Genomic DNA, 25,432 nt, shown 5'->3' with positions numbered 1-25,432 from the left:
TGTCCAGGCTCTGGCCAGGCCCCCGGCCGTTCTCGCGGACCACGGGAGCCATCGGCGACGGCGGATGGCTCATGGCACCGGCGGGACGACCGGGGACTGTCACGTCCGGGGGTGTGCGCGGAACGGTCCGCGCGTTCCCTCACTTCCGCGCTCCGCCGTCCGCGCGCCCCCGGCGCTTCCGCTCCACGCCGGCCGCCGCCCCCTCGGCTCGTCAGCGGCCCGCCAGCACTCCCCCGATGCCGCGCGCGAGGCAGGGGATCCGGTCGGCCGGGATGCCCGCGATGTTGATGCGCCCGGCGGTGGTCCCGTAGATCGCGTACTCCCGGCGCAGCCGGAGCATTTCCTGTGCCGTCAGCGGCAGCATCGAGAACATGCCCCGCTGCCGGGCGAGGGAACGCGCCTGCGCCCGGTGTCCCATGGCGTCGAGGCGGGCGGTCAGGTCCGCCCGGTTGGCCTCGATGCGGCCGCGCATCGCGTCGAGTTCCGCGCGCCACAGGTCCCGCAGCCCCGCGTCGTCCAGGATCGTGGTGACGACGGCCGCCCCGTGCTCGGGCGGCATGGAGTACAGGGTCCGGGCGGCGTTCTGCAGGGCCGTCTCGGCGTGCCGCACCGCCCGGGCGGACGCGCCGAGGACGATGGCGCAGCCGGTGCGGTCGCTGTAGAGGCCGAAGTTCTTGGAGCAGCTCACGGCGATGAGCATCTCCGGGACCCGCTCGGCCAGCAGGCGCGTGCCCGCCAGGTCGGCCTCCAGCCCGTCGCCGAGTCCGTGGTAGGCGAGGTCGACGAAGGGGACCCAGCCATTCCGGGCCGCCAGTTCCGCCAGCGCCGCCCAGTCCTGCGGCGCGGGGTCGGCCCCGGTCGGGTTGTGGCAGCACCCCTGGAGCAGGACGACGTCGTCGCGCCGCGCCCCCGCGAGGCCGTCCAGGACGCCGGCGGCGTCGAATCCGCCCTCGGCGTCGCACCAGCCGAAGGTGCGGACCTCCAGGCCCGCGGCCTCCAGGATGGGGCGGTGGTTGACGTAGGCGGGGTCGCTGATCCACACCGTGGTGCCCGGGCGCGTGCGGCAGACCAGGTCGGCCAGCAGGCGCAGCGCTCCGGAGCCGGCGACGGTCTGCACGGCCGCGGCGCGGTCCGACGGCCCCTGCGGTCCGAGGACCAGGTCCAGCAGGGCCCGGTTGAAGGCGGCGTTGCCGGAGAGCCCCCGGTACTCCTTGGACTCGGAACGCTCGGCGAGGCGTATCTCGGCCTCGCGGACGGCCGCCATGACCGGGGTGCGGCCGGTGTGGTCGCGGTAGACGCCGAGGACCAGGTTCAGCCGCTCGGCCCGCTCGTCGGAGCCGAACTCGTACGTCAGGTCCCACAGCGGGTCGGTGGGGGGCGGGGGAAGGAGCTCAAGCATCTGCGGGGACCTCGGGGCGGGGACGCGGACGGACGGGGGGACGGGCAGGAACGGCGGTACGGCGCCGGTTGGCCAGCACCACCCCGGCGGTGATCAGCGGTACGCCGATCAGCACGGCCGGGGTCGGGGACTCGCCGAGGACGGGAACGGCGAGGAGGACGACGGCGACGGGGCTGAGGCTGCCGACGACGGAACTGCGCTCTGCGCCGAGCCGGCGGATGGCGAAGGCGTACAGCAGGCCCGCGCACAGCCCGACCCCGAGCCCCTGCACGACGAGGAAGGTGAGGACGTCGCCGCCGGTGGCGTGCGCGAGGCCGGTCGGGAGGACTCCGGTCAGCACCAGCAGCCCGATCACGGCGAAGGAGGGCAGGCACAGCAGCCCGATCGACCCGACGGGGTCGAGGTCGACGTCGCGCAGCCCCACCGTGTACAGCGCCCACAGGCCGCTGGCCACCAGCAGCGTGCCCGCTCCCTCCAGGACGTCGGCGTCGACCGGGACGACGTACCGCCAGACGAGGGCGGCCACCCCGGCCGCGATCAGCGCGAGCCCGGCCACCTGCGTGCCCCGGGGCAGTCCGTGCCCCCGGGCGGCCATCAGCGCGGCGACGAAGAGGGGGACCATGCCGGGGACGATCGAGCCGACGAAGGCGGCCGAGGTCAGGGATCCGCCGTGCATGGCGGCGAGGAAGAACGGCACCCCCGCCCCGCAGACGATCTTGGCGGCGGCGGCCGGCTTCACGGCGGCGATGCGGCGCCTGCGCCGCCACAGGGCCGGCAGCAGGACGAGGAGCGGGACGCCGAAGCGCAGCAGGGCCGCGTCGGCGGGCTCGAGGGTGGAGGCGCTCAGGCCGCGCGCGCTGAGCGCGAAGGCCGCCCAGATCGCCACGGTCACCAGCAGCGCGGCCATCCCCCCGGCCTGCGGTGACGGTCCGCGCCGGCGGGGGTCGCCGGCCGGCGGGACCGCCGCGTCGTGAGGCGCGGCCGCGCCGGTGGTGGGGGTCGCGACCAAGGGATCTTCTCCAGCCTGTGAGAGCGGGCCGGTCCGGCCCGTTCCCGGGCAACGTTAGGGCTTGCGCCGGGGCAGCCGATTGCCAGTTCTGCCGCTCGGACATACGTTTGGGGCAGGATCTGCCAAGAAATGGCGGAGAGGCCCCAGGAGCAGCCGTGGACGCGGTCGATCTGCAGATCATCCGGGAGTTGCAGGCCGACGGCCGCCTCTCGAACCAGGACCTCGCGGACCGCGTCCGCCTCTCCCCCTCCCCCTGCCTGCGCCGGGTCCGCCGGCTGGAGGAGGCGGGCCTGATCCGGGGCTACACGGCGGTGGTGGACCAGGTGTCGTTCGGCCTCCCGATCACCGTCTTCGTACGCATCCGCCTGGAGCGGCACACGGCGGAGGCGGTCGCCCTGTTCGAGGAGCACGTCGCCGTCATCGAGCACATCCAGGACTGCTACCTGATGGCGGGCAGCAGCGACTACCTGCTCCGGGTGGTCATCGAGGACCTCGAGGCGTACGAGTCCCTGGTGCGCCACCGCATCCACGCCATCCCCGGCATCGCGTCGATCGAGTCGAGCTTCGCGTACGGCAGCGTGAAGCGGTCCCGGACCTACCCGCGCCCCACCCCGGGGGGCCGGGCGCGGTGACCCGCGGTTCGCCACCGGAGCCGGATCAGCCGAGCCGGCGCGCGAACACCGCGTAGGCCGCGGCGTCGAAGAGGACGAAGCGGACCTCCTCCACCGAGGTGCGGGCGGTCCGGACGGTGTCGACCGCGATGCGGGCGCCGTCGTCCATCGGCCAGCCGTAGACGCCGGTGGAGATCGCCGGGAAGGCGACCGTGCGGGCGCCCAGCTCGTCGGCGACGCGCAGCGATTCGCGGTAGCAGGAGGCCAGGAGTTCCGAGCGGTCCTCGTCGCGGGACCAGACCGGGCCGACGGTGTGGATGACGTGCCCGGCGGGCAGCCGGCCGGCGGTGGTGGCGACGGCCCGGCCGGCCGGCAGGCCCTTGTCGTAGCGGGACCGGCGCAGGTCCTGGCAGGCGGCCAGGATCTCGGGGCCGCCGCGCCGGTGGACGGCGCCGTCCACTCCCCCGCCGCCGAGCAGCGAGGAGTTGGCCGCGTTGACGATCGCGTCGGCCTCCTCGGCCGTGATGTCGCCCTGGACGAGGGTGATGCGTACCATCAGCCGGCCTTCCGCAGGTGCCGCCAGACCGCCTTGGCGGCGTTGTGGCCGGACATGCCGTGCACGCCCGGGCCCGGCGGGGTCGCCGAGGAGCACAGGAAGACGGCGGGGTGGGCGGTGGTGTAGGGGGACAGGGTGAGCTTGGGCCGGAGCAGGAGCTGGAGGCCCGAGGCGGCGCCGCAGGCGATGTCCCCGCCGACGTAGTTGGGGTTGCGGGCGGCGAGCTGCGGCGGCCCCGCCGTGGCGCGGGCCAGCACCAGGTCGCGGAAGCCGGGGGCGAAGCGCTCCAGTTGCCGTTCGACGGCCTCGGTGAGGTCTCCGTCCCAGCCCTGGGGGACGTGACCGTACGCCCAGAAGACGTGCTTGCCCTCCGGTGCCCGGCCGGGATCCACCAGGCTGGGCTGGGCGGTGATGAGGAAGGGGGCGCGCGGGGCGCGGCCGCCCGTGGCCAGCTGGAGGGCGGCGTCGATGTCGCGGCTGCCGGGGCCGATCTGGACGGTGCCGGCCCTGCGGGCGGCCCCGGCGGTCCAGGGCACGGGGCCGTCGAGGGCGTAGTCGAGCTTGAAGGCCGCCGCGCCGTAGCGGTAGCCGTCGTACGCCCGGCCGAGGCGGGCGATCCGGGCCAGCGCGGTCGGCGAGGTGTCGAAGACGTAGGCGCGGGCCGGGGGCAGGTCGTCGAGCCGCTTGACCTCGAAGCCGGTGTGCAGGGTGCCGCCGAGGTCCGTCAGGTAGCCGGCGAGTGCGTCGGAGAGGGACTGCGAGCCGCCGCGCGGCATCGGCCAGCCGCCGGCGTGCGCGGCGAGGGCGAAGACCAGGCCGACGGCGCTGGTGGCGACCCCGTTCAGCGGGGCCATGACGTGCGCGACGAGTCCGGCGAACAGGGCGCGGGCGCGGTCGTCGTGGAAGCGGCGCAGCAGCCAGGTGGAGGGCGGCAGTCCGGCGAGGCCGAAGCGGGCCAGGGTGAGGGGGTCGCGGGGCAGGGCGGTGCTGGGCAGGGACATGAAGTCCCGGGCGAGGGTGTCCCACCTGCCGAGGAACGGCTCCACCAGCCGCCGGTACGCGCCCGCGTCGCGCGGCCCGAGGGAGGCCGCCGTCTCCGCCACGGAACGGGCGAGCACGGCCGCCGTGCCGTCGTCGAAGGGGTGCGCCATGGGCAGCGGGGCGTGCAGCCACTCCAGCCCGTAGCGCGCCAGCGGCATGGTCGCGAACACCGGGGAGCCGGCGCCGAGCGGGTGCACGGCGGAGCAGGGGTCGTGCCGGAACCCCGGGAGGGTCAGTTCCTCGGTGCGGGCGCCGCCGCCGATCGTCCCGGCGGCCTCGAAGACGGCCACCGAGTGCCCCCGGCGGGCGAGTTCGACCGCGGCCGTCAGGCCGTTGGGCCCCGCCCCCACCACGACTGCGTCGAGAATCGACGGCACTGACAACAGCTCCTTCGTCCGGCGACGGCCACTGCCTCCAGCCTAGGCCCTGCCGTCGGAGCCCTTCCCGCGGCCGGGGCGGGGAGGTGCTCCGCGGACGTCGGCGCCCGGCGCGGCGGCTACGCGCCCCGCAGCAGTTCGCGGACGCGGACGGCGGTGGCCTCGTCACGGCCGACCGCGAACGGGAGGGCGTTGTCCCGGTCCACCCGGAAGGGGACCCCGTCGACGGTGCTCTGCGCACCGCCCGCCTCGGCGACCAGCAGCAGTCCGGCCGCGTGGTCCCAGGCGGAGGGCCAGGTGAAGGCCAGCGCGTCCATCTCCCCGCGCGCCACCTTCAGGTACTCCAGGCCCGCCGAACCGCACGGGCGGGCGGCGACCCCGGGCACGTCGAGCCGGGCCAGGTTCCGCCGGTCCTCCTCGGACGTGTACAGCGGGTGCGCCATCGCCACGCGCAGCTCGGCGCCGGGCTCGGGCGAACCGCTGTGGAGGCGCTCGCCGTTGACGTACGCGCCCTGCCCGCGTACGGCGGTGGCCATCTCGTCCAGGGCCGGGGCGAAGGTCCAGGAGGCCAGGATCTCGCCGCGCAGGGCGAGCGCCACCAGGGTGCAGAAGCCGGGGTCGCCGTTGACGAACTGCCGGGTGCCGTCGACCGGGTCGACGATCCACACGGGGGCGTCGGCGCGCAGTGCCCCGTAGACGTTCGGGTCGGCGTGCACGGCCTCCTCGCCGACCACGGCGGAGCCGGGGAGCAGCCGGGTCAGGGAGGCGGTGAGGTGTTCCTCGGCCTTCCGGTCGGCGACGGTCACGAGGTCGTGCGGGCCGCTCTTCTGGTCCACCTCGTGTGCGGCGAGCTGGCGGAACCGGGGCATGATCTCGACCGCCGCGGCCTTGCGGACGGCTTCGTCGACTGCGGACGGGTCAAGGGCCGGAAATTCATCGATCATGCCCCCAGCAAATCACGTGCGGCCGACGAACCCCCCGCCGTTCCGGGTCGGCGTTCCGTACACGGGGGTGCTGCCCGGTGAACGGCCGCGGACCGGACCGGGACCGCGCCCGTACGGTCCGCCGGTCCGCTCCGCCCGCCCGCTGCGCCGGTCCGCTCCACCGGTCCGCTGCGCCCGTGCGGTCCCGAGGCCTGGTCAAAGGAGCCGCACGTGCGCAAGGATGCCGCGTCCGCACCACGCGGACCGCTCCGTTCTCCGCCATCCCGTACCCCTCACAGGAGGATGTCCATGCCCCGCACACCCCGCGGGTTCGTCGCGACGGCCACCGCCGCCGTCGCACTGCTCGGTCTCGCCGTCCCCGCCTCGGCCACCGCGCCCCGGCCCGCGAACTCCCTGCCGCAGGGCCGCGTGTTCATGGTCAACCCCGTGCAGTCGTCCGGCGACCAGACGCTCGGCGACGCCAAGGACTCCGCCGACGCGATACCCGCCTCCGCGTACGCGACCGCCGCGCTGCGCAACCTCGACGGCAGCGGCGGTCTTTCGGGCAAGTGGGCCGCCGTCCGCTCGGAGACCGGCGCCCCGGCCTCGGTGGCCGACGCCGCGGGCTACGACCGCTCCGACGACCGGTTCGAGCAGGTCATGGCCTACTTCTGGGTCAACGAGGCGCAGGAATACCTCCAGAGCCTCGGCTTCGGCAGCGAGCTGCCCGGCGCCAACGACCGCGTCCAGCCGGTCCGCATCAACCAGTGGGGCGCCGACAACTCCTTCTTCACCGACAAGAAGGCCGAGATCCGCTTCGGCAAGGGCGGTGTGGACGACGCCGAGGACGCCGAGGTCATCGTCCACGAGTACGGGCACGCCGTGCACCACGCGCAGGTCCCCGGCTTCGGCAGTTCCCCGGAGGCGGGGGCGATCGGCGAGGCCTTCGGCGACTACCTGGCCGTGGAGGTCGGCGACCACGCGGCCGCCGCGTACGGCTGGCCGCGGGTGGCGGACCGGGCGTGCGTCGCCGACTGGGACTCGGTCCCGTACAGCGCCGCCCCGCACTGCCTGCGCCGCATCGACGGGACGAAGGTGTACGAGGACCGGGTGGGCGAGGTCCACGCCGACGGCGAGATCTGGTCCCGGGCCCTGTTCGACATCCGCGGGGCCCTCGGTGCCCGGACCGCCGACCGCATCATCGTGAACGCCCAGTTCCGGTTCGCTCCGGACACCGGCTTCCGGGAGGCGGCGCTGGCCACGATCGACACCGCCCGCAGCATGTACGGGCAGAGCGCGGCGGACGCCGTCCGGGCCGCGTTCAAGGACCGCCACATCCCCGGGGTCCAGTAGGACCGGCCGCCCGGCGCCCGCCGCACCGGGGGCGGGCGCCGGAATGCTCCGGTTTCGGTCGTTGAGCGGACATCGATCCCCGCTCTCCGGACAACAGCAGGTCAAATAATTGTTGCGTACCTGTCATTAGGTGGCTCCTCTCTGGCAATCTCCGTGGCGTCCCCCACGACACCAGGAGAGCGAGTGACCCACCCCATGTCCTCTTCCCCCACCTCCCGCACCCGCACCCGTACGCTGCGCACCGCCGCCGTCGTCGCCTCCGCCGCGATGGTCGCGGTCGCGGTCCAGAGCGGCACGGTCAGCGCGGCAGCCGAACGGGAGGCGGGCGCGACCGCCCTCACGCTGTCGTCCAGCGCCCGGGCCCAGGCGATATCCACCGCGCAGAGCGAGGCGGCGACCACCGCCCGCGCCATCGGCCTCTCCGACGAGGAACGCCTCGTGGCGCGGGACGTCATCAAGGACGCCGACGGCACGGTGCACACCCGCTACGAGCGCACGTACGCCGGACTGCCCGTCCTGGGCGGTGACCTGGTGGTCCACCAGAAGAAGGACGGCAGCCGCAAGACGACCAAGGGCACCGAGGCCCGCATCGCCCCGGCGGCCGCACGCGGCCTGAAGCCCGCTCCCGCCGGCGCCCGGCAGGTCGTGTGGGCCGCGACCGGCACACCGGTCTTCGCCTACGAGTCCGTCGTCAACGGCACCGAGGCCGACGGCACTCCCAGCGAGCGCCACGTCATCACGGACGCCGCGACGGGTGCCGAGCTCTACGCGTACGAGGCCATCCACACCGGGACCGGCACCAGCGGCTACTCCGGCACCGTGCCCCTCGGCACCACGCAGAGCGGCTCCGCGTACAGCCTGACCGACGCCGCGCGCGGCGGCCACAAGACCTACGACCTGAACGGCGCGTCCTCGACCGCGACCGGCACCCTCTTCACCGACGCGGACGACGCGTGGGGCGACGGCACCCCCGCCAACCGGCAGACCGCCGCCGTCGACGCCCACTACGGCGCGGCCGTCACCTGGGACTTCTACAAGTCGGAGCTCGGCCGCAACGGCATCGCCGGCGACGGCAAGGCGGCGTACTCCCGCGTCCACTACGGCAACGCCTACGTCAACGCGTTCTGGTCCGACAGCTGCTTCTGCATGACCTACGGCGACGGTGCGAACAACCAGAAGCCCCTCACGTCACTGGACGTCGCGGGCCACGAGATGAGCCACGGCCTGACGGCCGCCACGGCCAAGCTGAACTACAGCCGCGAGTCGGGCGGCCTCAACGAGGCGACCAGCGACATCCTCGGCACCTCGGTGGAGTTCTTCGCCAACAACTCCGCCGACACCGGCGACTACCTCATCGGCGAGAAGATCGACATCCGTGGCAACGGCACGCCGCTGCGCTACATGGACAAGCCGAGCAAGGACGGCGTCTCCGCCGACTACTGGTCCAAGACCGTCGGCCGGCTGGACGTCCACCACTCCTCGGGCGTCGGCAACCACTTCTTCTACCTGCTCTCCGAGGGCAGCGGCGCCACGACGGTCAACGGCGTGTCCTACGACTCCCCGACCTACGACGGTTCCACCGTCACGGGGATCGGCCGCACCAAGGCGTACAAGATCTGGTACAAGGCGCTCTCCACCTACATGACCTCGACCACCAACTACGCGGGCGCGCGCACCGCGACCCTCCAGGCGGCGGCCGACCTCTACGGCGCCTCCGGCCCGGAGTACCAGCAGGTGGCGGCCGCCTGGAAGGCCGTCAACGTCAACTGACCCGCTCGAGGCGCCGGAAGCATGCCCGCTCCCGGCGCCTCGCCCCGCCCTTGGGCCCGCCGGCCCCGGGCCGTGCGCCAGCGCTCCACGTCGGTCGGGGTGGCCCCTCAGCAGAATTCGGCGGCCGCCTTGGCCGCTCCCTCGTTCCAGGCCTTGTTGTAGGTCTCGGTGTGAGGGGCTATTCCCTGCGGCGGCTTGGCCTGGCAGTTCGCCTTGACCGCCTTGTAGCCGTCCGTGAAGCCCTTGGCCTTCTCCTCGGCCTTCTGCGACTGCTCGGTCTTGGCCCTGGCGCACTTGACGACGCTCTCGCCGTCGTCCACCGAGATGTGGTACTGACCGTCCTTGGCGTCGGGCACGACGAACGCACCGTCGGCGTCCACGGTGAAGCCAGATCCGGAATGGCTCGGTCCGATGAACGTGACCTTCTGCCCCTGCTTGAACCCCTCGCCCCGGAGGGAGAAGGTGGCCTGGCCTGCGGCGTCGGTGTTCCGCACCACCGCGCAGACCGCCGCCGGGGCGACCGTGGCGGCCTGGGGAGCCTGTGCACTCATCGCGTGCGCGCCGGCGGCCGTGCCGAGCGCGAGGGACGCGGCGAGGGGTGGTGTCAGGAGGGTGAGACACAGTCTGCGGTTCATGAGGTCCATCCCCTCGGATGGGCGGGCTGACCTTCACAGCCCTGGTACCACCATTGTCGGCGGAGCCCGTGGCCCCCGCACGACAAGCGGGGCGGCGACCCCGCCGACCGGGCGGCGCCCGCCCGACCAGGGCGCACCAGGGCGCACGTACCCCCGGGTAGCCGGGGAAGGTCAGTCGTGGGCGGGGCCCTCCAGGTTCCTGGTGAGCCACTGCAGGGTGTCCGGGATCATCTTCCTGAAGTCCGAGGTGAGGTGCTTGCCGCCGGGCTGCTCGTAGTACTCGATGGACACCGGCGGGACCGCCTTGGCCATCCAGCTCTTGACGACGTTCTTCTCGTAGGCGTCGGCACCGCCTGCCGTGACCAGCATCCTCACGTCGGCCTTGCCCTGGGTGACCAGCTGGTCGGGGCTGTTGGCCGCCTTCTCCGCGCCGTGCCCCTGCCACAGGCGCGAGTCCGGGGTGAAGTAGCCGTCGATCGGCACCGCGGCCTTGTAGACGTCCGGGTACTGCAGAGCGAGCTTGGCGCTGCAGAACCCTCCGGTGGACGCCCCCATGACGCCCCAGCTGTCGCGGCCCTTGAGGGTACGGAAGTTGGCGCGGATCCAGTCCGGGACGTCCTGGGCCATCCAGGTCGCCATCCTGGGCTGGCCGGGGATGTCGGAACAGTCCAGCGCCTTCTTCTCGTCGCCGCTGAAGTTCTGCACCGGCATGACCATGATGAAGGGATGGGCCTTGCCCTCCTTGGCCAGCCGCACGTCCTCCTCCTGGATCGGCAGCTCGCTGCCGGCCCAGGTGTTGTAGCCGTTGCTCTGCCCGCCCGCGTACAGCGTCAGTACCGGAAAGCCCGTCCTGGCGTATTTCGGGTCGTGGTACTCGGGAGGGAGCCAGACCCACACCTGGCCGGTGACACCGGACTTCGGGCCGGCCAGCCTGGTCGTCATGATCGGGCCGACGGCGGTGTCCCGGGCCTTGGTCAGGGCGGCGGCCGGACCGGCCGGCATCTGCACCTTTCCGGCCGCGGAGGGGGAAGGGACCACGGCGGCCGGCGCGCCCGCCACCGCCGAACCCTTCTTCCCCTTCTCCCCCTTGGTACCCCCGCAGCCCGCGAGCGCGACGGCCAGGGCCACGGCGGTGGCGCCGGTCACGACGGCACGGGAACGGGAAGGCTGACCGAACACGGCGAGAACTCTCCAAAGCGCTGGGCGAAACGCCCTGTACGGAAACGCACCGACAGCAGCTCTACGGCAGGGGGCCGCGACGGGCGCGCTGCGCTGCCGTGGAATCCTAACCTGGCCTGTTCGGGTTATCGGACAACCCCCGCAGCTGCTGGGACGCGGTGACCGCAGGAAGTCGCGCACCCAGGTGGCCAGTCGCGGGGGCGGCGACCAGCAGGGTGGTCACCGCCCCGACACCGGGCGGCGGCGCAGGCCGTCCTCCCACGACGGCGGCCCGGGCCCCCGCCGCCGCAGGAGGTGAGGCGCAGTCCTGTGGCTCAGGCCTTCACCAGCGCCGGGAGGGCCGCGCGCCCGCTCCCTGCGGTCGTGTCCTCCTCAGCCTCCTCCTCGGCCGCGGGTCGCACCGAGTCGGGGGTGCACAGCACCGTGGCGGCCGTCAGCACGAAGGCCAGGCCGGTGGCGAAGATGCCGTAGATCAGGTGCTTGGTGTTCTCGATGGCCTCGCCGTACATGGCGGTGACGAACTGGGTCAGCGTCGCTCCGCCCAGGCAGATCATCATGGCCAGGAAGGCACGGCGGCGCGGATGGTCCGGGCTGCGGCGCAGCCACCAGACGCCGGCGGCCGCGAACGCGAACTGGAGGCCGAGCACCCAGCCGCCGCCGAGGGTCCGCAGGAATCCGGTGTAGAGGGCGAGCCGGTGTTCCTGCGCACCGGCCGGCTTGCCCGCGCTGACGGGGTAGGAGCCGAGGTTGTCCGGCCGGGAGGCGGCGAAGTCGTCCAGCCCGCCGTCGGCGATCCGGAGGGCGACGCCCGGGTGCTTGGCCAGATAGGTACCGATGTTGGTGTAGGTGATGCGGTCCCGCACCTCGGGCCAGCGGGGATCCTTCTGGGGCGCCTTCTCCCCCCACCAGTTCAGCCCGGCGTACTGGCCGAAATCGGCGGGCAGCCCGAGCTCGACGGCGTCCTTGCCCGGATCGGGGCTCTTGCCCATGATGCCCACGAAGATCATCTCGGTTCGGTTGATCTCCTTGAACGCCTCCATCTGGAAGAGCAGCGTGTGCGTGCCCGCCGCGCCGATCACCACCGCGGCGGCGAGCGGGAGTACCCGGGCGGAGAACCGCCCGGCGAGCCGGCCCACCGGCACCTTGGACCAGAGCAGGAGCGCCAGGAGGGGTACGGCCATGGTGAGCGCCTGCATCTTGGAGCCCACCAGGGTGACCGACCCGACGGTGAACAGCACCAGCCCGCCGAGTCTCGCCCGGGGCGAACCGCCGAGGTGGACCGCACCCGCGGTGGCGAGCAGCAACCCGGTCAGCCCGGCCAGCTCACTGAAGGGCGAAGCGGCGTACCCCGCCACCACCGAGTCCCCGACCACCAGGAACAGTGCGGCACAGACCAGCAGGCGGACCAGGAGCCGGCCCCGCAGCGCGACGGCGAAGACCGCGAAGGCCACGCCCACCAGGGCGCACCAGAGCAGCGCCTGCGCCCGGAGGTCGATCGCCCCCGGATAGCCGAGCAGGTGACTCAGGGGCCGGGCCAGCATGGGCATCCACTTGCCGCTGCCCGGGTAGGTGTTCGCGGACGTGCACGCTTCCGGCCTGGCCTGGTCATACCGGAAATTGGCGTAGTGGAACCACCACGCGGACCCCTTGTCGAGGTGGACGGACGTATCGAGCGCGCACATCCGGGACGGACCGTCACCGTTGTCCGCCATCCCGATCGGGCCGTTGTGGAAGATCCGGACGGCCATCGCCACGGCGGCGGCCAGGCCGATCAGCGGGCCGAACACCCACCAGCGGCCGAAAAATCCCGCCAGGCGCGCGGAGACGCCCGCCGCACGGCGCTCCGACACCCCCGGTATTCGCATATGCGTACTCTGGTCACTCACCCGGGCATATTAGTCCACTTGTTCGACATGCCCTCCACGGCGGCAGCGATGCGAACCACCATGAGCGGGACGAGGCCCGGGGCGCTGGTCCAAGGGGGTCGCCGGCCGTCGGTCCGGCGGACCTGGGACAGCCGCCGCGCCACAGCCTACCTCCGCCGGCGCGAAGGCCTTGGGCCCGTAACGCGGCCCTCGAGGCGGGCGTCCCGCCGTGGACGAGCGCTTCGCGGCCCCCGGCCAGGTCCCGGATGACACCGATGGCCTCGCCGACGCGGGCCGGTACCCTTGCCGGAACCCGGGCCCGGGGCCCGGGTTCACGGTCTCCGGCCGGCCGGGGCCCTCGGCGAGCCGGGTCCGATCCGGCGAATCCTCAGAACGGGAAAGACGTGGAACCGACACCCCGCGACGAAGGATTCACCGCTTGGCTGCGCAGGCTCTCCGAAGGGCTCGACGTGGAGCTGGAAGCCGGGCTGCACTCGGCAGACACAGGCGCGTTCCTGTGGGATGTTTTCACCCGCAATGGCGCCATGCCCGCGTCGTACTTCGCCCCGCTGCTGGTCGAGCGGCGGCTCACGCTCGCACGGCGGGCCGTGGCCGCGCTGCTGGCGGATCTGGAGCGGGACACGGGGCGCGTGGTCGGCGTCGCCGTCGACTCCGAGCCGCCATCCCCGCTGGAACCGGCCGGCCGGGTGTCGGTGGGGGGCGAACCCGTGCAGGGGATCACGCCCGACGACATCCTGGTCGAGACGGCGGAGGGCCTCCAGTGTCTCCTGGCCGATCGGGACTGGCTGATCTGGCCGACATGCCCCGAACATCGCGTGGGGACCCGTGCGAGGCGCGCCGGGACCGGCGCGGTGTGGGTGTGCTCCGTCACGGCGCACGAGGTCGCGCCGATCACGGCGTGAGGGTGCGGATCCGGACGGGTCATGGCCCGCGTCCGGCCCCCTCGGGGGCCGGGCCGGCGAGGGGTCAGCCGGCCAGGGCCGGGATGACGTGCTGTCCGTACGCGTCGATGGTGGCCTCCCGCGCGTCGTGCATGTCGTACACGGCGAACTGGTCGACGCCGAGGTCGCGCAGGGCCCGTAGCTTCTCGATGTGCGCCTCCACCGGGCCCAGCAGGCAGAAGCGGTCGACGATCTCGTCGGGAACGAAGTCGGTGGACGGGTTTCCGGCGCGGCCGTGGTGGCTGTAGTCGTAGCCCTGGCGGGACTTGATGTACTCGGTGAGGGCGTCCGGGACCAGGCCCGAGTGCTCCCCGTAGCGGGAGACCAGGTCCGCGACGTGGTTGCCGACCATGCCGCCGAACCAGCGGCACTGGTCGCGGGCGTGTGCCAGGTCCGCGCTCACGTACGCCGGTGCCGCCACGCAGATGGTGAGGGCGGACGGGTCGCGGCCGGCCCCTGCCGCGGCGTCCCGCACCGACTTCACCATCCACTCGGTGAGGTAGGGGTCGGCGAGCTGGAGGATGAACCCGTCCGCCTTCTGCCCGGCCAGGGCCAGGGCCTTGGGCCCGTACGCGGCCATCCAGACGGGGAGTTCGCCGTCCCGGATCCACGGGATGCGGACCGGGTTCCCGTCGACGACGGCCTCGCGGCCCTCGGCCAGGTCACGGATGACGTCGATGGCCTCGCCGAGCCGGGCCAGGGTGTTGGGGGCGCGGCCGGCGACGCGCATCGCGGAGTCCCCGCGGCCGATCCCGCAGACCGTACGGTTGCCGTACATGTCGTTGAGGGTGGCGAAGGTGGAGGCGGTGACCTCCCAGGTGCGGGTGCCCGGGTTGGTGACCATGGGGCCGACGCGCAGCTTCCGCGTGTGGGCGAGGATCTGGCTGTAGATGACGAACGGTTCCTGCCAGAGCACGGCCGAGTCGAAGGTCCAGCCGTAGCGGAAGCCGTTGCGTTCGGCCCGCTTCATGAGGCTGATCACCTGGGAGGCCGGCGGGTCGGTCTGGAGGACGAGGCCGAAGTCCATGGGGACTCTCCTTACAGGTACTGGCAGGTGGAGCGGTGGACGAAGGTCCCGTGGCCGGCGCGGCCGGTGTACTCGCGCCCGTCGATGACCAGTTCGCCGCGGGAGAGGACCGTGTCGACGCGTCCGGTGATCCGCCTGCCCTCGTACGCCGAGTAGTCCACGTTCATGTGGTGGGTCTCGGCGGAGATGACCTGCTCGGCGTGCGGATCGTAGAGGACGATGTCGGCGTCGGAACCCGGCGCGATGGTGCCCTTCTGCGGGTAGAGGCCGAACATCCGGGCCGGGGTCGCGCAGGCGATCTCGATCCAGCGGCGGCGGCTGATGTGCCCGTCCAGGACCGCCTGGTGGAGGAGGTCCATGCGGTTCTCCACCCCCGGCAGCCCGTTCGGGATCTTGGAGAAGTCGCCCCGGCCCAGCTCCTTCTGGCCCCGGAAGCAGAACGGACAGTGGTCGGTGGAGACCACCTGGAGGTCGTTGGTGCGCAGCCCCCGCCACAGGGCCGCCTGGTGCCCGCGCGGGCGCAGCGGTGTGGAGCAGACGTACTTGGCGCCCTGGAAGTCGGGCTCGGCGAGGTTGTCGGTGGACAGGAACAGGTATTGCGGGCAGGTCTCGCCGAAGACCGGCAGGCCCTTGTCGCGGGCGGCGGCCAGCTCCGCGACCGCCTCCTCCGCCGAGACGTGGACCACGTACAGCGGGGCGCCCGCGACGCGGGCGAGCTGGATGGCGCGGTGGGTGGCCTCGGCCTCCAGCAGCACCTTGCGGACCTCGCCATGGTGGCGGGGGTCGGTCTCCCCGCGCGCCAGGGCCTGTTCGATGAGCACGTCGATCGCGATGCCGTTCTCGGCGTGCATCATGATCAGCCCGCCGTTGGCGGAAGCGCGCTGCATGGCCCGCAGGATCTGCCCGTCGTCCGAGTAGAAGACCCCCGGATACGCCATGAACAGTTTGAACGAACTCACGCCTTCCTCGACGAGTCCGTCCATTTCCTTCAGCGTGTGCTCGTTCACGTCCGACACGATCATGTGGAACGCGTAGTCGACCGCGCATTTCCCGTCGGCCTTCTCGTACCAGGTGTCGAGCCCCTCGCGCAGCGAGCGGCCCACGCTCTGCACGGCGAAGTCGACGATGGTGGTGGTGCCTCCCCAGGCGGCGGCGCGGGTGCCGGTCTCGAAGGTGTCCGAGGCCGCGGTGCCGCCGAAGGGGAGTTCCATGTGGGTGTGCGCGTCGACCCCGCCGGGGATGACGTACTTCCCGCTCGCGTCGATCGTACGGTCGGCCGTCCAGGCCGCGGCGGCCGCCGAGCCGTGTGCGGCGAGGGCCGCCACCCGGCCGTCCTCGACCAGGACGTCCGCGTGGAGCTCGTCGGCGGCGGTGACGACCAGGCCGCCGCTGATCAGCGTACGGATGCTCATGTGCGTCCCCCTACTGGATGCTGCGCAGCGCCTGTTCGAGGATCCCGGCGCCCTCTTCCGCCTCGGCGACGGTGAGGGAGAGCGGCGGCGCGACGCGCAGCACGCTGGTGTCGTGCCCGCCGCCCTTGCCGAGGAGCAGCCCGCCCGCGCGGGCGGCCTCCAGGACGGCGGCGGCGGCCTGCGGGTCGGCCCGGTCGGTGCCGGGCACGGTCAGTTCCACTCCGGCCATCAGGCCCCGGCCGCGGACCTCCCGTACGGCGGGTACGTGGGCGGCGATGGCGCGGAGCCGCTCCAGGAGCAGACCGCCGACGCGGCGGGCGTTGCCCTGGAGGTCGTGGTCCAGGAGGTACGCGAGGTTGGCGAGCCCGGCCGCCATGGTGACGGGGGAGCCGCCGAAGGTGGAGATGGAGTGGGAGTCGAGGCAGTTCATCACCTCGGCCCGTGCCACCACCCCGCCGATCGACATGCCGTTGCCGATGCCCTTGGCGAAGGTGAGGATGTCGGGCGGGCCGTTCTGGGCGTGGGCCTGCCAGCCCCAGAAGTGGTCGCCGGTGCGGCCCCATCCGGTCTGCACCTCGTCGCTGATCCACAGGATGCCGTGCCGGTCGAGGACCTCGCGGAAGGCTCCGTAGAGCCCGTCGGGCGGGGAGGTGAACCCGCCGACGCCCTGGACCGGCTCGGCGATCAGCGCGGCCACTCCCCCGCGCGCCTGGCCGAGTACGTCTTCCAGGTCGGCGACGGCCGCGGCGGTGAAGGCCCTGTCGTCGAGGCCGGCGAAGGGACCGCGGGTGCGGACCGCGCCGTGGACGTAGTAGGTCTGGAGCGGCGAGAGGCTGGTCGGGGACCAGCCCCGGTTGCCGGTGACGGAGACGGTGGAGAAGGACCTGCCGTGGTAGCTGTTGCGCATCGCCAGGATCTGGTTGGAGCGGCGGTACGTGGTGGCGAGCAGCAGGGCGGTGTCGTTGGCCTCGGTGCCGGAGGTGGTGAAGAAGACCCGGGCGTCGGGGATGCCGGACAGCGCGGCGACCCGTTCGGCCAGCTCGATCATGGGCCGGTTGAGGTACAGGGTGGAGGAGTGGATGATCCGCCCGGCCTGTTCGGCGACGGCCTTGGTGACCTCGGGCAGGGCGTGGGCGGTCATGGTGGTGAGGATGCCGCCGAAGAAGTCGAGGTAGCGGTTGCCGTCGGCGTCCCAGACGTGACGGCCCTCGCCGTGCGTGAGCTCGATGGGGCGGTCGTAGTAGAGCGCGAGCCAGTCGGGCAGGACGGTGTGGTGGCGGCTGTGCAGCGGGATGGGGTTGGTCACGGCTGTACGAGTCCTCCGTAGGCGTCGGGTCGGCGGTCGCGGTAGAAGGCCCACTGGTCGCGGACCTCCTTGATCAGGTCGAAGTCCAGGTCGCGGACGAGGAGTTCCTCCTCCTTGTCGCTGGCGACCTCGCCGACGAACTGGCCGCGCGGGTCGACGAAGTAGCTGGTTCCGTAGAAGTCGTTGTCCCCGTACTCCTCCTGGCCGACGCGGTTGATGGCGGCGATGAAGTACTCGTTGGCGACGGCGGAGGCGGGCTGTTCCAGCTGCCACAGGTAGGCCGACAGGCCGCGGGAGGTGGCGGACGGGTTGTAGACCAGCTGGGCGCCGCCGAGGCCGAGTTGGCGCCAGCCCTCGGGGAAGTGGCGGTCGTAGCAGATGTAGACGCCGACCTTGCCGACGGCGGTGTCGAAGACGGGCCAGCCGAGGTTGCCGGGGCGGAAGTAGAACTTCTCCCAGAAGCCCTTGACCTGGGGGATGTGGTGTTTGCGGTACTTGCCGAGGTAGCTTCCGTCCGCGTCGATGACGGCGGCGGTGTTGTAGTAGAACCCCTCGCCCTCCCGCTCGAAGACCGGGACGACGATCACCATGCCGGTCTCGCGTGCCAGGTCCCGCATCCGGCGGACGGTGGGGCCGTCGGGAACGGGCTCGGCCCAGCGGTAGTGCTCGGGATCCTGGACCTGGCAGAAGTAGGGGGCGTTGAACACCTCCTGGAAGCCGATGATCCGAGCGCCCTGGGCGGCCGCCCGGCGGGCGTGCGCCTCGTGCTTGGCGATCATCGACTCGGTGTCTCCGGTCCAGGTGGCCTGGACGAGTGCGGCGCGGACGACTTGGGCCATGAGCTGCTCCTCGCGACGGGAACGCCGGCTTCTACGCACGTAGACGGTGTCCGTAGGGAGTCGAAGGTAGGCCTCGTCACAGCCTGGGGCAAGACCACCTTGCGCGGTTGGAGTAGTCGATCACGTTACGACGCCACGCGGTCGTTTGCGGTCAGCGGACGGGCGGTTCAGGGCACCGCGATTCCCGCCACCCGCAGCGCGTGCGCCAGGTCGCGGTGCCGGGTCCCGGACAGGGCCCGGGCCGCCCGCAGCAGCCGGGGGGCGAACCAGTGCGGGTCCCGGCGGGCGAGGCCGGCCGCCTCCTCCGCGGTGCGCAGCCGGACGAAGGCACCCAGCAGGGCCTGGGCCTCCCGGTCCCGGCCGGACGTGCCGAGGACGAGGGCCGCCTCGGCCACCTCGGCGGCCGGACGGGCCGCGCCCTGGCGCAGCAGGCCGTCGCAGTCGGCTTCCCGGCCCGCCTCGCCGAGGGCGGCGGCGGCCGCGGCGAGCCGGTCGGGCGGGAGCGAGGCCGCCTCCCACAGGAGGGTGGCCCAGTCGGCCGCCAGGCCCGCGCGGCCCAGTTCGGCGGCGAGGGCGGGGAGTTCGGCGGCGGGCCAGGCGGCGGCCTCGCACAGCAGGGCGTGGGCCTCGCCGCCGCGGCCCTGCGCGCGCAGCGCGAGCAGCTCGGTGGTGAATCCGCCGCGCGGCCCGGGCACCGGGGCCCCGGCCGGGGTGTCCGGTACGGGGGACACGTCGGGGGCGGGACCGGGGCCGGCGGAGGCCGGTGCAGGGTGCGGGCCGGGGTGTGCCGCCGGGGTGACGCCGGTCGCGGCCGGTGCGGACTCCGCCGCCGGGGAGGCGCCGCCGCGCGGCGGCGGGGTCCGGTCGGCGGCCGGGCGGACGTAGCGGGCGCCGCGCGGGGCCGGGACGGGGAGGTCCGGGACGGTCCCGGCCGGGGCGGGCTCCCCGGGCGCGGGCACCGCCGCCGGCGGCGCGCCCGCGTACCGGGCCCCTGCGACGCGCCGGGCGCCGCGCGGCCACCGGCCCTCCCGCAGCGCCGGAACCGCCGGCCGCGGCGCCGGCTGCGGTCCGGGCGACGGCTGCGACTCCGACAGCGGCCGAGGCCGCGGCGCCGGCGCCCCCGGCTGCGACAGTCGCGCCCCCGGCCGCCGCCGGGGCAGCTGCGGCGGCCGGGGCCCGGACACGGACTGCGGCCCCGGCGGCCCCGCTTCCGCCGGCAGGGCCGCCAGCCGGGCCGCCAGGTCCGCGTGCCGCGCGGCCGCGCGGGCCGCGTCGTCCCGGGCCCAGGCCAGTTCCCGGTCCAGGGCGGCCGCCTCCGCCGGGTCCCCGGCACCGGCGCGCCGGCCGGTCAGCCCGCGCAGCGCCTCCTCCAGGGCGGCCCGCTGCGCCACGGCCGCGTCGAGCAGGGTCCGCAACTCGGCCGCCCCGCCCGGCACCGCGTCCCACGCGGCGACGGCCGCCGCCCGCAGCGCGGCCGCGTACGCGGCTTCGCCCGCCGCGTCGCCCGCCTCCCCCGGCAGGTCGCCGAGCAGCGATTCCAGTACGTCCCACGGCGGCACGGCCACCCCGTCGAGGCAGGCGCGCATGCCCTCCGGGTCCCGCCGCAGGAATTCCCCGTACCAGCCGGCGCCGGGATCCAGTCTCCGCGTCAGGGCCCGGAGGTAGTCCGTGAGTTGCCCGATCACCAGCGCAGTCGGCGTCTCCATGCACGCATTGCATCCCACCCGCGTTACGGGCGGGCTACGGACATCTCAAACCTGGACGGCGAAGGCGCGTCCGCGGCGCTCCCGCCGGCTGTGAGGAAGCCGCCGTCCGGGGCCGGGGGCAGGGCGCCGGCCCGCCCCGCGGGGGTGGAGCAGGCGGCGGCCAGGAGGCCGGCCGCGAGGAGGGCGCCGAGGAGTGCGAGGCCGAGGCGTTTCGTCGCGTTCATCACTGACACGCCTGCACCACTGCCCCCGGCCCCGCCGCTTCCACCGCCCATTGGGCCGTCCGGCGGCCGGACACGCCCCCGTGAGGGGTCCGGCGCGGTCCGTCAGGCGGGCACGAGCGCGCAGCGCCGTACGACCTCGTCCAGGGAGAGCCCGAGCACGCCGGCCAGGGCGGCGACCGTGAAGAAGGCGGGGGTGGGCGCCCGGCCGGTCTCGATCTTGCGGAGGGTCTCGGCGGAGAGCCCGGCGCCGGCCGCGACCTCGACCATGCTGCGGCCTGCCCGGGCTTCGCGCAGCAGCGCGCCCAGACGCTCGCCGCGCTCGCGCTCTTCGGGTGTCAGGGGGGTACGGACCATGGCGCCATCCTACCCCGGCACCCCATTACTATCCCGGTAAACTTATACCGGTATAGTTATTGGCATGGTTCAACTCAAGACGGATCGGGCGATCGACGAGATGCGCGCCGCCGGCCGGGTGGTCGCCCACGCCCTGGCAGCCGTGCGCGGGGCGGCCCGGGTCGGGGTCTCCCTGCTGGAGCTGGACGCGGTGGCCCGCGCGGTCCTGCGCGAGGCCCGCGCCACCTCCCCCTTCCTCGGCTACCGGCCGCACTTCGCGCCGGTGCCCTTCCCCGGGGTGGTGTGCGCCTCGGTCAACGACGCGATCGTCCACGGGATCCCCGACGGCTACCGGCTGGGTGACGGTGACCTGGTCAGCATCGACTGCGGCGCCCGGCTGCGCGGCTGGGTCGGGGACGCCGCCGTCAGCTTCACCGTCGGCCGCCCCCGCGCCGCCGACCTGCGCCTGGTCGAGACCGCCGAACGGGCCCTGGCGGCCGGCATCGCCGCCGCCGTGCCCGGCAACCGGATCGGCGACATCGCCCACGCCATCGGCACCGTCTGCCGCTCCGCCGGCTACGGCATCCCCGAGGGCTTCGGCGGCCACGGCGTGGGCCGCAGTATGCACGAGGATCCGGGCGTTCCCAACGAGGGACCGCCGGGGCACGGCATGAAGCTGCGCCCCGGCATGGTCATCGCGATCGAGCCGATGCTGATCGCGGGCGGCACGGACGACTACACCCGCGACGCCGACGGCTGGACCCTGCGCACCACCGACGGCTCGCGCGCCGCCCACGCCGAGCACACGGTCGCCGTCACCGCCGCCGGTCCGAGGATCCTCACGGCGCTGTAGGAACCCGGGCCGGACGCCCCCGCCAGGGCGCCCCGGATGCCGGGCCGTGCGGGCGCACCACCATCGCCGAGCCGCCGCCCCGGCGGGTCGTCTCGGCCGCCGCCAGCCAGCGGCCGTCCGGCAGCCGCTGGACGCCGGTGGCGGCGCCGATCTCCGGGTTCTGCCGGAAGGCCTGCCCCAGCCCCTCCAGTTCGGTGCGCAGCGGGCTGTTCCACAGGCCCGGCTCCAGCTCGGTGGTGGTCTGGTTGCGCTGGCTGGCGCGCGGGGCCGCGATGGCGTCCACCAGGGGCAGGCCCCGGTCCAGGTGGCCGGTCAGGGTCTGCAGCACGGTGGTGATGATCGTGGCGCCGCCCGGGGAGCCGACCGCGAGGAGCGGACGGCCGTGCTCCAGGACGATGGTCGGGGACATGGAGGAGCGCGGGCGCTTGCCCGGCCCGGGCAGGTTCGGATCGGGCACCCCGGGGGCCGCCGGGGCGAAGGAGAAGTCGGTCAGCTCGTTGTTGAGCAGGAAGCCCCGCCCGGGGACGGTGATGGCGCTGCCGCCGGTCGACTCGATGGTCAGGGTGTAGGAGACCACGTTGCCCCAGCGGTCGGCGACCGTCAGGTGGGTGGTGTTCTCCCCCTCGTAGGTGGTCGGGGCGGCCTCGCCCGTGGTGGCGCACGGGACGGGGTCGCGAGGGTCTCCGGGGGCCAGCGGGCTGGTCAGCGTCCGGTCGGGCCTGATGAGGCAGGCGCGCGAGTCCGCGTACCGCTGCGAGAGCAGCTCGCGCGTGGGGACGGGCCCGGCGGCCGGGTCGCCGACCCAGCGGCCCCGGTCGGCGAAGGCGATCCGGGACGCCTCGATGTACCGGTGCAGGTACTGCGCCGGGGACAGCTTCGACAGGTCGGTGCCCTCCAGGATGTTCAGGGCCTCCCCGACGGTGGTGCCGCCGGAGGAGGAGGGGGCCATGCTGTAGACGTCCAGGCCCCGGTAGGACACCTGGGTGGGGGCCTGCCGCTTGGTCTCGTACGCGCGCAGGTCGGCGGTGGTCAGGTCGCCGGGGCGGACGTTGCGGGTGGCGGCCGGGTCGACGGGGGGTTTGCGGACGGTGTTGACGATGTCCTGGGCGATCGGGCCCCGGTAGAGCGCGCCGGTGCCCTTGCGGGCGAGTTCGGCGTAGGTGGCGGCCAGGTCCGGGTTCTTGAAGGTGGATCCGACGACGGGCAGCCGCCCGCCGGGCAGGAACAGCTCCCGGGTGGCGGGGAAGTCCTTGAAGCGGTCCTGGTTGGCCTCGGTCTGGGCGCGGAAGGTGCTGTCGACCTCGAAGCCGTCGCGGGCCAGTTTCTCGGCGGGGCGCAGGAGCTGGGCGAGCGGGCGGCTGCCCCAGGCGTCGAGGGCGCTCTTCCAGGTGGCGGGGGTGCCGGGAACGCCGACCGAGCGGCCGCTGGTCTGGCCCTCGGCGAAGGGGATGGGGGCGCCGTTCTCCTGGAACAGGGTTTCGGTGGCCGTGGCCGGGGCGGTTTCGCGGCCGTCGATGGTGTGCACCCGGCGCGAGGAGGCGTCGTAGTAGACGAAGTAGCCGCCCCCGCCGATCCCCGCCGAGTACGGTTCGGTGACCCCGAGCGCGGCGGCGGTGGCGATCGCCGCGTCCACGGCGTTGCCCCCGGCGCGCAGCACGGCGATGCCGGCGGCCGAGGCGTCGCGGTCGACGCTGGCGACGGCCCCGCCGTAACCGGCGGCGACGGGCACCTTGGGCGGGACGGGGACCTGTGCGGGCGGGGCGGCGGCCCCGGTGGAGACGAGCGCCCCGGCGAGGGCTGCGAACGCTAACTGACGTGCGGCACGAACGCGCATCCGGTTCCTCCAGTCGACGGCCGGTCAGGCCGGGACCGGTCGTCGCGGCGGCGCCCGGCCCGGTGCTGCTCCGACGACAGGTCCCAGGCCCGGCAGCCTAGTGCCGCCCCGCCCCCCGCGTCAGGAAGGCGGCGCGGCGGCTACCATCCGCCGCATGAACGACGACGTCCGCAACATCGTGCTCGGAGTGGTGGCCACCGCCCTCAGCGGTGGTTTCGGCTGGTTCACGCGGACGTACGTGTGGCGCCGCGCGCTCCGCCGCAAGCAGGCCTTCTTCGGGCTCCCGGCCGGCTCCGACTGCCTGTTCGTGGTGAACCGGCAGATGGGCGGCAAGGAATCCTCACTGCACCGCAACGACGCCTTCGCGCTGCTGGAGATATCGTCCCTGATCAAGGACTGCGGGGCGACGGTGCAGATCGTCACCCACGAGGCGCGGCAGGGTTTCGGCGAGCGCACCGAGTTCTGCGTCGGCGGTCCCGCGTCCAACTCCCGTACGGTGGCCCACCTGCATTCCCTGCTCCCCGGGGTCCGGGTCGAGATGTCCTCCGAACGCGGCCCGGACCGGGGGATGATCAGCGTCGGCGCGGAGGCGTACCGCTGGGAACCGGGTCTGGTCGAGTACGTGCTGCTGGCGCGGCTGACGACGGGGCAGGGGTCCCGGCCGGTGTTCCTGCTGTCCGGGCAGACCGCCAACAGCAACCAGGCAGCGGCCCGTTACCTCGCCCGCAACCACCGGCAGCTGGCGCGCGAGCACCGCGGGAAGTCCTTCTGCCTCGTGCTGAAGGTGGTCAACTCCGACGCCTACGGGCCGGACGTGACCGAACTGGTCGCCGATGTCACCGCCGCGGCCCGGACACCCGCAGCGGCAGGCGCGTGATGCCGTTGATGAAGTTGGAGACCAGCCGGCGGGGCGGGCCGGCGAGTTCCGGAGCGGGCATGGAGCCGCACCACTCCTCGTAGAGGGTGCGCAGCTGGAGCCGGGCGAAGTGGGCGCCGAGGCAGACGTGCGGACCGTCGCCGAAGGAGACGTGGGGGTTGGGGGCGCGGTCCGGGTCGAGCCGGTGCGGGTCGGCGAAGACCCGTTCGTCGTGGTTGGCGGAGGCGTGGAAGACCACCACCTTGTCCCCGGCCCGGATCGGGGTGCCGGCGAGTTCGGTGTCGCGGGCGGCGGTGCGGCGGAAGCTGAGCACGGGCGGGTGGACGCGCAGCAGTTCCTCGACGGCCCGGCCGGCCGGGGCGGTGCCGTCGGCGAGGCGCCGGTAGGCGTCGGGGTCGCGGGCCAGGGCCAGCAGGCCGCCCGGCGCCGCGCTGCGTACGGTGTCGTTGCCGGCGACGGTCAGCAGGAAGAAGAACATCTCCAGTTCGGCGGGCTCCAGTCCGCCCTGCGCGAGGGCGGTCATGACGTCGTCCCCGGGACGGGCGCGCTTGTACGCGGCCAGTTCTCGGGCGTACCCGAACATCTCGCCGAGCAGCGCCGGGGAGCGCGGGTTGAGCGGCTTGCCGTCGGGGCCGAGGAGGGGCGCGGGCGCGTCCTCGGGGTCCTGGTAGCCGATGATCCGTACGGTCCACTCCAGCAGCAGGCCCCGGTCGGCGGGCGGGACGCCCAGCAGGTCGGTGAGGTTGAGCAGGGCGTACTCGTCGGTGACGGCGCGCACCACGTCGGCGCTGCCGTCCTCGGCGCCGTCCCGCGCGGCGGCGAGGAGGGTACGGGCGCGGTCCCGGACCCGGTCCGCGAAGGCGTCGACGCGCGCGGGGGTGAAGGCGCGGGAGACCAGGCGGCGCAGCCGCCCGTGGTCCGGCGGGTCCTGGTTGAGCATGGTGCTGCGCAGGAACGGCAGGTCGGCGGGGTCCGGGTCGCGGATCTGGGTGGCGCCGAGCGAGGAGGAGTACGCGGCGTGGTCGCGCAGGACGCGGACGACGTCGGCGTGCCGGGTGACGGCCCAGAAGCCGGGTCCGGCGGGCCAGCCCTGGACCTCGCGCTCCTCCTGCCAGGCCACGGGGTGGCGGTCGCGGAGCAGGCGGTAGCGCTCGTGCGGGACGCCCTCGGCGTAGAGGCGGGGGTCGAAGACGTCGGGGATGGCGGGGGGCCGGGCGGCGCGTTCCATGGGCCACACGGTGGCGGGACACCGGGGGCCGACGCAAGGGGCCGCCGCAAGGGGCCGCCGGGGGCGCGGGCGAAGGGGCCGCCCGGGCCGCCACGGCCTCCCCGGCGCAGACC

At 73.8% G+C, this 25,432-nt stretch carries 23 protein-coding genes; 6 read left to right on the top strand and 17 right to left on the bottom strand.

Going from position 1 to position 25,432, the window contains the following annotated elements:
- Positions 1-211: 211 nt before the first annotated feature.
- Positions 212-1,399 (bottom strand): amino acid aminotransferase, encoded by a 1,188-nt coding sequence (locus tag ACZ514_RS00530; RefSeq protein ID WP_468172829.1) that lies wholly within the window; start codon positions 1,397-1,399, stop codon positions 212-214.
- Positions 1,392-2,408, bottom strand: a complete 1,017-nt coding sequence (locus ACZ514_RS00525) for a DMT family transporter (protein ID WP_469123720.1) — start codon at positions 2,406-2,408, stop codon at positions 1,392-1,394. The genes ACZ514_RS00530 and ACZ514_RS00525 overlap by 8 nt, the downstream gene beginning before the upstream one ends.
- 155 nt (positions 2,409-2,563) lie before the next feature.
- Here ACZ514_RS00525 and ACZ514_RS00520 point away from each other — a divergent pair, with 155 nt between their 5' ends.
- Positions 2,564-3,040, top strand: a complete 477-nt coding sequence (locus tag ACZ514_RS00520) for an Lrp/AsnC family transcriptional regulator (RefSeq protein ID WP_468172823.1) — start codon at positions 2,564-2,566, stop codon at positions 3,038-3,040.
- A 25-nt stretch (positions 3,041-3,065) separates the two neighbouring features.
- Here the strand turns inward: ACZ514_RS00520 and ACZ514_RS00515 are convergent, their stop codons facing one another.
- The 3 genes from ACZ514_RS00515 to ACZ514_RS00505 form a co-directional block, all read right to left on the bottom strand.
- Positions 3,066-3,575: an O-acetyl-ADP-ribose deacetylase gene (locus ACZ514_RS00515; protein ID WP_469123719.1), complete on the bottom strand. Its 510-nt coding sequence runs from the start codon at positions 3,573-3,575 to the stop codon at positions 3,066-3,068.
- Positions 3,575-4,993 (bottom strand): phytoene desaturase family protein, encoded by a 1,419-nt coding sequence (locus ACZ514_RS00510; protein WP_468172817.1) that lies wholly within the window; start codon positions 4,991-4,993, stop codon positions 3,575-3,577. The genes ACZ514_RS00515 and ACZ514_RS00510 overlap by 1 nt, the downstream gene beginning before the upstream one ends.
- A gap of 119 nt (positions 4,994-5,112) precedes the next feature.
- Complete coding sequence (locus ACZ514_RS00505) at positions 5,113-5,937, bottom strand: inositol monophosphatase family protein (RefSeq protein WP_469123718.1); 825 nt, start codon at positions 5,935-5,937, stop codon at positions 5,113-5,115.
- A gap of 288 nt (positions 5,938-6,225) precedes the next feature.
- Between ACZ514_RS00505 and ACZ514_RS00500 the strand changes: the two genes are divergently transcribed.
- Both ACZ514_RS00500 and ACZ514_RS00495 read left to right on the top strand, forming a co-directional pair.
- Entirely contained in the window at positions 6,226-7,269 is a 1,044-nt protein-coding gene (locus tag ACZ514_RS00500) for a M4 family metallopeptidase (protein ID WP_468698223.1), read from the top strand.
- A 195-nt stretch (positions 7,270-7,464) separates the two neighbouring features.
- Positions 7,465-9,039 carry a M4 family metallopeptidase gene (locus ACZ514_RS00495; protein WP_469124169.1) on the top strand — a complete coding sequence of 525 codons (1,575 nt, stop codon included), beginning with the start codon at positions 7,465-7,467 and terminating at the stop codon, positions 9,037-9,039.
- Positions 9,040-9,146: 107 nt separating this feature from the next.
- Here ACZ514_RS00495 and ACZ514_RS00490 read toward each other — a convergent pair whose 3' ends face one another.
- The 3 genes from ACZ514_RS00490 to wsfD all read right to left on the bottom strand — a co-directional run bounded on the left by ACZ514_RS00490 (position 9,147) and on the right by wsfD (position 12,739).
- The gene (locus ACZ514_RS00490; protein WP_468172808.1) at positions 9,147-9,674 is read right to left on the bottom strand and encodes a hypothetical protein; all 528 of its coding nucleotides are present in this window, start codon (positions 9,672-9,674) and stop codon (positions 9,147-9,149) included.
- Between the two features lie 171 nt (positions 9,675-9,845).
- Positions 9,846-10,820, bottom strand: coding sequence for an alpha/beta hydrolase (locus tag ACZ514_RS00485; protein ID WP_469123717.1), 975 nt, complete (start codon positions 10,818-10,820; stop codon positions 9,846-9,848).
- Between the two features lie 347 nt (positions 10,821-11,167).
- Complete coding sequence (wsfD, locus tag ACZ514_RS00480; RefSeq protein WP_469123716.1) at positions 11,168-12,739, bottom strand: glycan biosynthesis hexose transferase WsfD; 1,572 nt, start codon at positions 12,737-12,739, stop codon at positions 11,168-11,170.
- A gap of 383 nt (positions 12,740-13,122) precedes the next feature.
- Between wsfD and ACZ514_RS00475 the strand changes: the two genes are divergently transcribed.
- Positions 13,123-13,641, top strand: coding sequence for a hypothetical protein (locus ACZ514_RS00475; protein WP_468175834.1), 519 nt, complete (start codon positions 13,123-13,125; stop codon positions 13,639-13,641).
- A gap of 64 nt (positions 13,642-13,705) precedes the next feature.
- Here ACZ514_RS00475 and ACZ514_RS00470 read toward each other — a convergent pair whose 3' ends face one another.
- The 7 genes from ACZ514_RS00470 to ACZ514_RS00440 all read right to left on the bottom strand — a co-directional run bounded on the left by ACZ514_RS00470 (position 13,706) and on the right by ACZ514_RS00440 (position 20,548).
- Entirely contained in the window at positions 13,706-14,707 is a 1,002-nt protein-coding gene (locus tag ACZ514_RS00470; RefSeq protein ID WP_468698230.1) for a TIGR03842 family LLM class F420-dependent oxidoreductase, read from the bottom strand.
- An 11-nt stretch (positions 14,708-14,718) separates the two neighbouring features.
- Positions 14,719-16,119, bottom strand: a complete 1,401-nt coding sequence (gene hydA / locus ACZ514_RS00465; protein ID WP_469123715.1) for a dihydropyrimidinase — start codon at positions 16,117-16,119, stop codon at positions 14,719-14,721.
- Between the two features lie 10 nt (positions 16,120-16,129).
- Positions 16,130-17,425: an aspartate aminotransferase family protein gene (locus ACZ514_RS00460; RefSeq protein WP_469123714.1), complete on the bottom strand. Its 1,296-nt coding sequence runs from the start codon at positions 17,423-17,425 to the stop codon at positions 16,130-16,132.
- Entirely contained in the window at positions 17,422-18,264 is an 843-nt protein-coding gene (locus ACZ514_RS00455; RefSeq protein WP_468173898.1) for a nitrilase-related carbon-nitrogen hydrolase, read from the bottom strand. The genes ACZ514_RS00460 and ACZ514_RS00455 overlap by 4 nt, the downstream gene beginning before the upstream one ends.
- Positions 18,265-18,431: 167 nt before the next feature.
- Complete coding sequence (locus ACZ514_RS00450; protein ID WP_469123713.1) at positions 18,432-19,970, bottom strand: hypothetical protein; 1,539 nt, start codon at positions 19,968-19,970, stop codon at positions 18,432-18,434.
- Between the two features lie 23 nt (positions 19,971-19,993).
- The gene (locus tag ACZ514_RS00445; protein WP_469123712.1) at positions 19,994-20,194 is read right to left on the bottom strand and encodes a hypothetical protein; all 201 of its coding nucleotides are present in this window, start codon (positions 20,192-20,194) and stop codon (positions 19,994-19,996) included.
- A gap of 102 nt (positions 20,195-20,296) precedes the next feature.
- Positions 20,297-20,548 (bottom strand): helix-turn-helix domain-containing protein, encoded by a 252-nt coding sequence (locus tag ACZ514_RS00440; RefSeq protein ID WP_361603255.1) that lies wholly within the window; start codon positions 20,546-20,548, stop codon positions 20,297-20,299.
- 64 nt (positions 20,549-20,612) lie between these two features.
- Between ACZ514_RS00440 and map the strand changes: the two genes are divergently transcribed.
- Positions 20,613-21,380: a type I methionyl aminopeptidase gene (gene map, locus ACZ514_RS00435; protein WP_469123711.1), complete on the top strand. Its 768-nt coding sequence runs from the start codon at positions 20,613-20,615 to the stop codon at positions 21,378-21,380.
- Here the strand turns inward: map and ggt are convergent.
- Positions 21,367-23,214 carry a gamma-glutamyltransferase gene (gene ggt, locus ACZ514_RS00430; protein ID WP_469123710.1) on the bottom strand — a complete coding sequence of 616 codons (1,848 nt, stop codon included), beginning with the start codon at positions 23,212-23,214 and terminating at the stop codon, positions 21,367-21,369. The genes map and ggt overlap by 14 nt on opposite strands.
- 154 nt (positions 23,215-23,368) lie before the next feature.
- Between ggt and ACZ514_RS00425 the strand changes: the two genes are divergently transcribed.
- Complete coding sequence (locus ACZ514_RS00425) at positions 23,369-24,091, top strand: hypothetical protein (RefSeq protein WP_469123709.1); 723 nt, start codon at positions 23,369-23,371, stop codon at positions 24,089-24,091.
- Here ACZ514_RS00425 and ACZ514_RS00420 read toward each other — a convergent pair.
- The gene (locus ACZ514_RS00420) at positions 24,051-25,319 is read right to left on the bottom strand and encodes a cytochrome P450 (RefSeq protein WP_469123708.1); all 1,269 of its coding nucleotides are present in this window, start codon (positions 25,317-25,319) and stop codon (positions 24,051-24,053) included. The genes ACZ514_RS00425 and ACZ514_RS00420 overlap by 41 nt on opposite strands.
- Between the last annotated feature and the right edge of the window lie 113 nt (positions 25,320-25,432).

It is taken from the genome of Streptomyces sp. NPDC034086, assembly GCF_055575515.1.
This window is presented reverse-complemented; position numbering and strand designations above follow the sequence as displayed.

Bases quoted from the DNA above. Each gene is read 5' to 3' on its own strand.
- ACZ514_RS00445 (WP_469123712.1), bottom strand. From the start codon at position 20,194: ATGAACGCGACGAAACGCCTCGGCCTCGCACTCCTCGGCGCCCTCCTC.
- ACZ514_RS00505 (WP_469123718.1), bottom strand. From the start codon at position 5,937: ATGATCGATGAATTTCCGGCCCTTGACCCGTCCGCAGTCGACGAAGCC.
- ACZ514_RS00500 (WP_468698223.1), top strand. From the start codon at position 6,226: ATGCCCCGCACACCCCGCGGGTTCGTCGCGACGGCCACCGCCGCCGTC.
- ACZ514_RS00455 (WP_468173898.1), bottom strand. From the start codon at position 18,264: ATGGCCCAAGTCGTCCGCGCCGCACTCGTCCAGGCCACCTGGACCGGA.
- hydA (WP_469123715.1), bottom strand. From the start codon at position 16,119: ATGAGCATCCGTACGCTGATCAGCGGCGGCCTGGTCGTCACCGCCGCC.
- ACZ514_RS00490 (WP_468172808.1), bottom strand. From the start codon at position 9,674: ATGAACCGCAGACTGTGTCTCACCCTCCTGACACCACCCCTCGCCGCG.
- ACZ514_RS00440 (WP_361603255.1), bottom strand. From the start codon at position 20,548: ATGGTCCGTACCCCCCTGACACCCGAAGAGCGCGAGCGCGGCGAGCGT.
- ggt (WP_469123710.1), bottom strand. From the start codon at position 23,214: ATGCGCGTTCGTGCCGCACGTCAGTTAGCGTTCGCAGCCCTCGCCGGG.
- ACZ514_RS00450 (WP_469123713.1), bottom strand. From the start codon at position 19,970: ATGGAGACGCCGACTGCGCTGGTGATCGGGCAACTCACGGACTACCTC.
- ACZ514_RS00470 (WP_468698230.1), bottom strand. From the start codon at position 14,707: ATGGACTTCGGCCTCGTCCTCCAGACCGACCCGCCGGCCTCCCAGGTG.
- ACZ514_RS00530 (WP_468172829.1), bottom strand. From the start codon at position 1,399: ATGCTTGAGCTCCTTCCCCCGCCCCCCACCGACCCGCTGTGGGACCTG.
- ACZ514_RS00515 (WP_469123719.1), bottom strand. From the start codon at position 3,575: ATGGTACGCATCACCCTCGTCCAGGGCGACATCACGGCCGAGGAGGCC.
- ACZ514_RS00420 (WP_469123708.1), bottom strand. From the start codon at position 25,319: ATGGAACGCGCCGCCCGGCCCCCCGCCATCCCCGACGTCTTCGACCCC.
- ACZ514_RS00425 (WP_469123709.1), top strand. From the start codon at position 23,369: ATGAACGACGACGTCCGCAACATCGTGCTCGGAGTGGTGGCCACCGCC.
- ACZ514_RS00495 (WP_469124169.1), top strand. From the start codon at position 7,465: ATGTCCTCTTCCCCCACCTCCCGCACCCGCACCCGTACGCTGCGCACC.
- map (WP_469123711.1), top strand. From the start codon at position 20,613: ATGGTTCAACTCAAGACGGATCGGGCGATCGACGAGATGCGCGCCGCC.